This window comes from Mycobacterium sp., from assembly GCF_035603715.1.
GTDB lineage: Bacteria > Actinomycetota > Actinomycetes > Mycobacteriales > Mycobacteriaceae > Mycobacterium.
In genome coordinates this window covers 1-8525 of sequence record NZ_DATNJW010000307.1, presented here as the reverse complement: position 1 = coordinate 8525, position 8525 = coordinate 1, and the positions used below count along the sequence as shown (strand labels likewise).

At 63.6% G+C, this 8525-nt stretch carries 8 protein-coding genes and 2 tRNA genes; 6 read left to right on the top strand and 4 right to left on the bottom strand.

The annotated features are described in order from the left end of the window. Positions 1-103 precede the first annotated feature (103 nt). Complete coding sequence (gene cmrA / locus VN856_RS12740; protein ID WP_325689510.1) at positions 104-907, top strand: mycolate reductase; 804 nt, start codon at positions 104-106, stop codon at positions 905-907. A 1-nt stretch (position 908) separates the two neighbouring features. Here cmrA and VN856_RS12735 read toward each other — a convergent pair whose 3' ends face one another. After that, the gene (locus VN856_RS12735; RefSeq protein WP_325689508.1) at positions 909-2435 is read right to left on the bottom strand and encodes a helicase HerA-like domain-containing protein; all 1527 of its coding nucleotides are present in this window, start codon (positions 2433-2435) and stop codon (positions 909-911) included. A gap of 117 nt (positions 2436-2552) precedes the next feature. Here VN856_RS12735 and orn point away from each other — a divergent pair, with 117 nt between their 5' ends. Next, positions 2553-3200: an oligoribonuclease gene (orn, locus tag VN856_RS12730; RefSeq protein ID WP_325689506.1), complete on the top strand. Its 648-nt coding sequence runs from the start codon at positions 2553-2555 to the stop codon at positions 3198-3200. A 42-nt stretch (positions 3201-3242) separates the two neighbouring features. Then, a tRNA-His gene (locus tag VN856_RS12725) sits at positions 3243-3318 on the top strand. 30 nt (positions 3319-3348) lie between these two features. Here VN856_RS12725 and VN856_RS12720 read toward each other — a convergent pair. Beyond that, positions 3349-3546 (bottom strand): hypothetical protein, encoded by a 198-nt coding sequence (locus VN856_RS12720; RefSeq protein WP_325689504.1) that lies wholly within the window; start codon positions 3544-3546, stop codon positions 3349-3351. Positions 3547-3725: 179 nt separating this feature from the next. Between VN856_RS12720 and VN856_RS12715 the strand changes: the two genes are divergently transcribed. Beyond that, a complete protein-coding gene (locus tag VN856_RS12715) occupies positions 3726-5873 on the top strand; it encodes a serine/threonine-protein kinase (RefSeq protein ID WP_325689502.1) in 2148 nt (715 codons plus the stop codon). Positions 5874-5893: 20 nt separating this feature from the next. Here VN856_RS12715 and VN856_RS12710 read toward each other — a convergent pair whose 3' ends face one another. Beyond that, entirely contained in the window at positions 5894-6082 is a 189-nt protein-coding gene (locus VN856_RS12710) for a hypothetical protein (RefSeq protein ID WP_325689500.1), read from the bottom strand. A gap of 109 nt (positions 6083-6191) precedes the next feature. Continuing rightward, positions 6192-7349, bottom strand: coding sequence for a L,D-transpeptidase (locus VN856_RS12705; RefSeq protein WP_325689512.1), 1158 nt, complete (start codon positions 7347-7349; stop codon positions 6192-6194). Positions 7350-7567: 218 nt separating this feature from the next. Between VN856_RS12705 and VN856_RS12700 the strand changes: the two genes are divergently transcribed. Both VN856_RS12700 and VN856_RS12695 read left to right on the top strand, forming a co-directional pair. Then, positions 7568-7643: transfer RNA gene (locus tag VN856_RS12700), tRNA-Lys, on the top strand. A 133-nt stretch (positions 7644-7776) separates the two neighbouring features. Continuing rightward, positions 7777-8525: DUF3556 domain-containing protein (locus VN856_RS12695; protein WP_325689498.1), on the top strand; the 749-nt coding region annotated here is incomplete at its 3' end.

Below are 8525 nucleotides of genomic sequence, written 5' to 3'. Positions count from 1 at the left end.
AACCGGTGTCCCACAGTGCCCACGCCACCGCATGGGCTCGCTCGGATCTGGGCGAATCGTTACTGCCGGAATCAGACATTGTTGGTCTGTCTACCATTGGCGCATGCCCGTACCCGCGCCCAGCCCCGACGCTCGTGCCGTAGTCACCGGCGCCTCGCAGAACATCGGCGAAGCACTGGCCACCGAATTGGCAGCGCGTGGTCACAGCCTGATCATCACCGCGCGACGCGAAGACCTGCTCAACACCGTGGCCGGCAAGCTGACCGAGAAATACGGCGTCACCGTCGAAGTCCGTCCCGCCGACCTCGCCGACACGGCCGAACGCACAAAACTGGTCGACGAGTTGGCCACCCGAAACATCTCGATCCTGTGCGCCAACGCCGGTACCGCCAATTTTGGACCGCTCTCCGCGCTGGACCCCGCGTCGGAGCGGGCTCAGGTCCAGCTGAACGCGGTCGCGGTACACGACCTTGTGCTGGCGGTGCTGCCCGGAATGATTGAGCGCAGAGCCGGCGGCATCTTGATTTCCGGTTCGGCAGCAGGCAATTCACCAATCCCCTACAACGCGACCTATGCGGCGACGAAGGCGTTCGCGAACACGTTCAGCGAGTCGTTGCGCGGCGAACTGCGCAAAACCGGTGTGCACGTGACGGTGCTGGCCCCGGGCCCAGTGCGCACCGAACTACCTGACGCCTCCGAGGCGTCGATCGTGGAGAAGCTGGTACCGGACTTTCTATGGATCTCCACCGAATACACCGCAAAGAAATCGCTAGATGCGTTGGCGCGCAACAAGATGCGCGTGGTCCCCGGCGTGACGTCGAAGGCGATGTCGGCGGCCAGCCAGTACGCACCGCGGGCGATCGTCGCGCCGATCGTCGGAAGCTTCTACAAGAAGATGGGCGGCTGATCTACCGACGGCGTTTGCTGCCGCCACCGAACATGTTGCGGATGATCTCGGTGCCCAACGCCTTGAGGAAGGTCTGGAAGCCGCGGCTGTTCACGAATCGACTGAACCAGCCAGGCTTTTTCGCGGCTTCTGGCGCGTTCTTGCCCGCCGGCTGCTCGGCTGGAGCCTTTGCCTTTTCGGCTTCGATCTTCTCGTACGCCGATTGCCGGTCCTTGGTGTCACCGTAGACCGCCTGCAGCGGGCTGGCTTTGGCCGCGGTGCCGATCGCGTCATCGCCGATGGCAGCCATCAGCGAACGGGGCGAACGCAGTCTGGTCCACGCCACCGGGGTTGGGGCGCCGCGTTCCGATAGCACGGTGACGATCGCTTCGCCGATGCCCAATGACGTCAACGCCGAAGCCAGATCGTAGACATCGGTTTTCGGGTAGGTGCGGACGGTCTTCGTCAGCGCCTGCTGGTCATCGGGAGTGAACGCGCGCAGGGCGTGCTGGATGCGAGCTCCCAACTGCGACAACACCTGGTTGGGCACGTCGGTGGGCAACTGGGTGCAGAAGAACACGCCGACGCCTCGAGAGCGGATCAGCTTGACCGTCTGCTCGACCTGCTCCAGAAACGCTTTGGACGCATCGCTGAACAACAAGTGCGCCTCGTCGAAAAAGAAGACCAGCTTGGGTTTGTCGACGTCACCGATTTCAGGCAGGGACTTGAAAAGGTCGGACAGCACCCACATCAGAAACGTCGAAAACAGCACCGGCCGGGCTGCTTGAGCTCCCAGCTCTAGCAGCGAGATGACCCCGCGTCCCTTGTCGTCAAAACGCAACAAGTCCTTGGGCTTCAATTCCGGCTCACCGAAAAAGGTATCGGCCCCTTCGGCTTCCAGATTGACCAGGGCGCGCAGGATGACGCCGGCGGTTTGCGCGGATACGCCGCCCAACGACTTCAAATCGGCCTTGCCCTCGTCGCTGGTGAGCTTTCCGATCACCGCACGCAGGTCTTTCAGGTCCAGCAGCTCGTAGTTCTGCTGCTCGGCATAGTGGAAGATCAAGCCCAGCGTTGACTCTTGAGTAGCATTGAGCCCCAACACCTTTGACAATAGGATCGGCCCGAAGCTGGCGATCGTGGCACGCACCGGAACGCCGATGCCCTTGGTTCCCAGCGACAGGAAGTCCACCGGAAACGCGCTGGGCGCCCAATTGTCGCCGGATTCCTTGGCGCGAGCGGTGATCTTGTCATTGCTTTCACCGGGGCGCGACAGACCGGACAGGTCGCCCTTGACGTCTGCCATCAGCACCGGCACGCCTGCCGCCGAGAGTTGTTCGGCGATTACCTGCAGCGTCTTGGTCTTTCCGGTACCGGTCGCGCCGGCTACCAGACCATGACGGTTGACAGTGGCCAGCGGGATACGGATCTGCGCGGTCGGGGTGGTCTTGCTGTCGATGACGACTGCACCCAACTCCAAAGCCTGACCCTCGACGGCGTAGCCGGCTGCGATCTGCTGTGCGGGGTTCGCTGTCGATTCAGTGCTCATAAGACCCTTGTCTCTCCGCTACTTGCTGTGGTCTCGATCACGCACGACCTTACTGGCTGTCGCGCTCAGGCGGGGTGGCTGCAGGGCGTCCAGCTAACTTTGCCTACTGTGAATGCTGTGCGGGACGAACTGGTGTGGATCGACTGCGAAATGACCGGGTTGGACCTGGGCTCGGACAAGTTGATCGAGATCGCCGTCCTGGTCACCGACGCTGACCTGAACATCCTTGGCGATGGGGTCGACGTAGTGATCCACGCCGACGATGCGGCGCTGTCGTCGATGGTCGACGTGGTGACCCAGATGCACACCCGCTCGGGGCTTATCGAAGAGGTGCGGACATCCACCGTGGACCTGGCGACAGCCGAGAAGTTGGTGCTCGACTACATCCGGCAACACGTCAAGCAAGGCAAAACGGCGCCGCTGGCGGGCAACTCGATCGCCACCGATCGGGGCTTCATCGCCCGCGACATGCCTACGCTCGATTCGTTTCTGCACTACCGGATGATCGATGTGAGCTCGATCAAGGAGCTGTGCCGCCGTTGGTATCCGCGGATCTACTACGGCCAGCCGGCCAAGGGTCTGGCCCACCGCGCGCTGGCCGACATCCACGAATCCATCCGTGAGCTGCAGTACTACCGGCGCACGGCCTTCGTAACACCCCCGGGCCCCGCGACCAGCGAGATCGCTGCCGTGGCCGACGAGCTCGGGGTCGAACTGGCCGCGCCGGAGGAAATGGATTCGCCCGCGGAGGACCCAAGCAGTTAGTATCGACGACGCTGTAGGTCGCCTCGGCGGCCGGCAGCAATGGTGGGTGTAGTTCAGTTGGTAGAGCGTCAGGTTGTGATCCTGAATGTCGCGGGTTCGAGTCCCGTCACTCACCCCAAAGATCACGCTAGCCGGTCACGCCTTGGCGTCACCGGCGCTTGTAACGACGGTGTAGCCACACCGCTAACACGACGGCTGCCACCAAGACGACCACCCCGAGGCCGAGCCACAGGAAGTCACCGGCTCCGAGGGCCGTCCCGCCTCCTCCGCCGAGATGCCCATGTCGTCGCCGTGCAGGTAACAGCGCAACAACAGTCGCCAGCAGCGAGGAGGTCAGCACTTCCATCCCCTCTCGCTGCGCGGACCGCCGACATTGGACAACATTTCAGCTCCCACACCTGATAAGAACTACCGGCCAATGCTGCGTCACCCGGGCGCGCGATCAGGTCCTTTACGCTAGCCGGGTTTGCGCATCCACGCGCTCCATTAAGAACCCATATAGGGCAGCGGCGTTACCATCCGCGCATGTCATTAGAGGTCGGGATGACTTTCGGCGGGTACATCGTTCTGCGGCCGCTGGGGTCTGGCGGGATGGCCGAGGTCTATCTCGCGCAGCATCCCAGGCTGCCGCGCCACGATGCTCTGAAAATCCTCTCCGAAGCGATAACGGCGGACGGCGACTTCCGTGAGAGGTTTCAGCGCGAAGCCGATCTGGCCGCCGCGTTGTGGCACCCGAACATCGTCGCGGTGCATGATCGCGGTGAGTTCGATGGTCAGCTCTGGATCGCCATGGACTACGTCGACGGCACCGACGCCGCACGATTGGTCAAAGACCGCTACCCGGCGGGGATGCCGATACAGGACGTGTGCGCCGTCGTCAGTGCCGTGGCCGCCGCACTCGATTACGCGCACGGCCAAGGGCTCCTGCACCGCGACGTCAAACCCGCCAACATCTTGGTCGCCGATCCTCGGGACGGCAAACGGCGAATCCTGTTAGCCGACTTCGGGATTGCGCGACCACTTGGTGACATCAGCGGACTTACCGCGACCAACTTCATCATGGGCACCGTCACCTACGCGGCGCCTGAGCAGTTGATGGGCGGAGACATCGATGGGCGCGCCGATCAATACGCGTTGGCGGCCACCACGTTTCACCTTCTCACTGGTGTGCCGCCGTATGAGCATTCCAATCCGGTGGCGGTCATCAGCCGACATCTCACCGCACCACTGCCCAAACTGAGCGACCGGCGTCCGGAATTGACGAACCTCGACGAGGTGCTGTCGAAGGGGTTGGCCAAGGACCCCGCCGACCGCTTCGAACGATGTGGCGACTTCGCCGCAGCCCTCGTCGAGCAGGCCGGTGTGGACGCCGGCCGCGTCGAGGGCGATGTCATGGTCGCCGCGCCGATCGCGGAGCGCGAGACGCAACCCTCTTTCCGCGTGGCATCGGCCTCGTCATTGTTGGGCACCGCGGCGCGTGAGACGCCACCGGACGCGACAAAGCCCAAGCGGCGCAGCCGGTCCCGGATTCTCCTCGCTGCGGCGATAGCCGCAGTGTTGCTCACTGTCATCGGCGTTGTCGGCTTCGTGATGCGGCCGGCGACGAGCACCGTTTCGACCTCGCCGTCAAGCTCTCCAGCCAGCACCCCGGTACCTCCGGTCGCAGCATTCGACGGCATGTACAGCTTCGACTACGACTACAACAAGCAAACTATCAACGGCGCCCCATACGCGGTGCACACCACCGACACGACGTCATGGTGGGCTCTGCACTCGTCGTGTAGATCCACCGGATGCGTCGCCACAGCGACGGAGCTGGATCCGAAGGACCACCAGCTGGCGCATACGCCGGCCACGTCCGCCGAATACCGTTTCGTTGACGGCCACTGGCAATCCGCGCCAGTGCAGCGCCAACTCGGCCAGCCGCGCTGCCTCGGCGCAGACGGTCAAGTGGTCGCGGGCGCAAATACCGTCATGCTGACCTGGTCATTGGCGCCCCAGCCGAACGGCACACTCACCGGCGCGAAGACGGGCACCGCGCTCACCAACGAATGCGGCCTACAAGGACAGGTCGCCGTGGCCCCGGTCGTGGCGTCTCGGGTCGGCGACGTGCCGACCGGCGTCCCGGTGGCCGATCCGGCGACAGTCAGCATCTCCCCGTCGCCCAGCACCGCTCCACCACCCGTCGCGGGCCCGGTCCTGGACGGCACCTACCGGGTGGATTTCGATTTGCAGAATCAGACGATCAACGGCGCGGTGACGGGCCTCCCCACCGCCGTCCAGCAGTGGTGGGCCTTCCGTTCCGTATGTACGTCGGCCGGATGCGTGGCCGCCGGGTCTGAATTGGACGAATCCAACCAACAAGAGGGCAACGGAACGACAGCTGTTCTCCGTTTTAGCGACGGACATTGGCAGAGCACGCCCATCCTTCAGGCACCCTCACAGTGCGACGGCACACAACAGCCGCTCACCGACGACGAGACGCGGCTCTGGACCTGGGAGCCACAGCCCGGCGGAACATTTCGAGGCATTGAGATCGGCACCATTCTCAGCAATGAATGCGGCAAGCAAGGAACGGTGTACCGGACTCCGTTTGTCGCGACACGCACCGGAGATGTCGCGCCGAGCGTCATCGTGGCCGACCCGGCACTGTTCGAGACCCGCGCGGGTTGATGAGGCTTGACGTTGCCGGCTTAGCGTTGACTGCGCGCGGCGGCTCTGCGCATCTCGAGCTCGAACCCGCCCGCCTCCGCCGCGTAGCCGATTGCGCCGACGGCGACACCGACCACTTGCCACAGGACGTGGCCGCTTAACAGAGCAAGTTGACCGCGGACATTGCGACTGCCGCCCACCTCGGTTGGACGACCGAGAGCTTCATTCACGCCTATAAGGCTAAAAGCGTCACCGGCCGCTGGAACGGAGGGGCGCTCAGTCGGCGTGTCGAGCGCGAATCAGGTTGCTAGATAACAAATGCGGCGTAACCAATCGGTGTCACGCCTTGGCATTGCCGGCGTGCCACTGATCCCACGGGATGTTCCAGTCGCCGAGCCCTTCAGTACCCGACAGCGGCGGGCCGAGCGTGTTGAGCACCTGCACGATGTCGCCGCGCTTGGTGTGCTCGAAGAACCATTGGGCATTGCTCGGGCTCACGTTGAGGCAGCCGTGGCTGGTGTTGGTGTGGCCTTGGGCGCCCACCGACCACGGCGCCGAATGCACGAATACTCCGCTGTAGGACATCTGGGTGGCGAAATCCACCTCGGTGCGATATCCGTTGGGCGAGTTGACCGGAACGCCATAGGTGGACGAATCCATGATCATGTGCGCGAATCGAACACCGAGAATGTAGGTACCGCTAGCGGTGGGAGTGCTGTCCTTGCCCATCGACGTCGGCATGGTCTTGACCACATCACCGTTGACGCGCACCGTCACCATCTTCGTGTTGTCGTCCGCGGTCGCGATGACTTCGTCGCCGACGGTGAAGTGTGAGTGCACGTTGTCCTCGCCGAACACCCCGTCACCCAGGTCGACACCGTAGGTGTTGACCGCGATGTTCACGTTCGTCCCAGGCTTCCAGAAATGCTCAGGGCGCCAACGAACTTCGCGCTTGTTCAGCCAATAGAAAGCGCCCTCGACGGGCGGATCGGTCGTCACCACGATCGCCTTCTCGGCGGCCTCACGGTTCGCGATGGCCTCGTCGAACTGGATCGCCACCGGCTCGCCGACACCCACCACCTCGCCGTCGTGCGGCATGGCGTACGGCATGGTCAGGTTGTGCGGCGAGTGAGTCTGGAACGAAAGCTGCCTGGTGGCCATGCCGCCGAGCCCGCGGGCTTTGGCGGTCAGCGTGTACATCCTGTTATAGCCCAACCGCTCCGTAGTAGCCCAGTGCACGCCGTCGGGGCTGAGTTGGCCGTCAACGGTCCCGCCGTTTTCGTTGACCATCTCGACGGAGGCCAGCACACCGTCGTCGGCGTTGACCGTCACCGGGCTGTCCACCGCAACGCCGACAGCGCCGTCGGTCACCGAGGCGCTGAGTTTGGGGACGAGCAGGTCACCGAACGGTGTGGCCTTGTCCATGATGGCCTTCGGCGCCGGAGCGCCGCCGCTGCCACCGCAGGCCGCCGCGCCAAAGACGGCAAGCGGCACCATCAGCACGGCCAGCAACAGCCGGCCTCGCTGCCGAGACCTGATGAAGCGATCCCCCACCTGCGTTGTTACCTTTCGCGACGTGTAATGGTTTGTTACTGCGGAGTATTCTAAGCGGTGGACGACTGTTAACAGTCATCAGCGACCGATCACAGCCTCGACGATTTCGTCCCCCGACGGAATGACTGTTATTGTCGCAAACGCAGTCCAGCAGGATGCACGCGCCGTTAGCTCAGTTGGTAGAGCAGCTGACTCTTAATCAGCGGGTCCGGGGTTCGAAACCCTGACGGCGCACCACTAAAACCTCGACGATGTTTGTGGTTCTTGTCGACCTCGCAGATCCTGCCCCACCAGTGGTTGCTGGGCGTAGTTTTTCTGATGCCAGGCTGCTGATTGGCACCTCGCGGAGAGCTGCGCCGAAGGAGCCGCAATGGGATTCGTCCAGCCCAACCTGCCCGTCGTCGACATGGCCGAGTGGAGCAAGAAGCCGCGTGCCGAACGTGTGGTGCCGATGGTGCGCCACATCGCTGAGAACGGCTTCGGCACCCCACTGATCATGCACGTTATGTACGGCATCAAGATTGCCCTCTACATTCTCGGTGCGTGGCTGTTCGCGTGGTCGACCAACGGCATCGACGGGTTCACCGATGTCGCGGCGTGGTGGACCGAGCCGATCGTGTTCGAAAAGGCTGTGCTCTACACGATGCTGTTCGAGGTCGTAGGCCTCGGTTGCTGCTTCGGGCCGCTGGCCGGTCGCTACTTCCCGCCGATGGGCTCGATCCTGTACTGGCTACGTCCCGGCACCATCCGGCTTCCCCCTTGGCCCGAGCGGGTTCCGCTGACCAAGGGAAACGACAGAACGCCGTTCGACGCCCTGCTCTACGGCATCCTGCTGGGGTTGCTGGTCCTCGGGTTGGTGTCGGACGGGTCAGGCCCAATTCCCGCGCTGGGCACGGCGATCGGCATCGTGCCGCGTTGGCAGACCGTCGCGATTCTGACAGTCCTGGCCGTGATCGGCCTGCGAGACAAGGTCATCTTCCTGGCCGCCCGCGGCGAGGTCTACGCGCCGCTGGCGCTCGTGTTCCTGTTCCCGGGGGCGGACATCGTCGTCGGGGCCAAGGTGGTCTTCATGGTCATCTGGCTGGGCGCGGCGACGTCCAAGCTCAACCGGCACTTCCC

What these genes read in the sequence shown, in the direction of transcription:
- VN856_RS12735 (WP_325689508.1), bottom strand. Translation starts at nt 2,435, where the DNA reads ATGAGCACTGAATCGACAGCGAACCCCGCACAGCAGATCGCAGCCGGC.
- VN856_RS12720 (WP_325689504.1), bottom strand. Translation starts at nt 3,546, where the DNA reads ATGGAAGTGCTGACCTCCTCGCTGCTGGCGACTGTTGTTGCGCTGTTA.
- VN856_RS12705 (WP_325689512.1), bottom strand. Translation starts at nt 7,349, where the DNA reads ATGGTGCCGCTTGCCGTCTTTGGCGCGGCGGCCTGCGGTGGCAGCGGC.
- VN856_RS12715 (WP_325689502.1), top strand. Translation starts at nt 3,726, where the DNA reads ATGTCATTAGAGGTCGGGATGACTTTCGGCGGGTACATCGTTCTGCGG.
- cmrA (WP_325689510.1), top strand. Translation starts at nt 104, where the DNA reads ATGCCCGTACCCGCGCCCAGCCCCGACGCTCGTGCCGTAGTCACCGGC.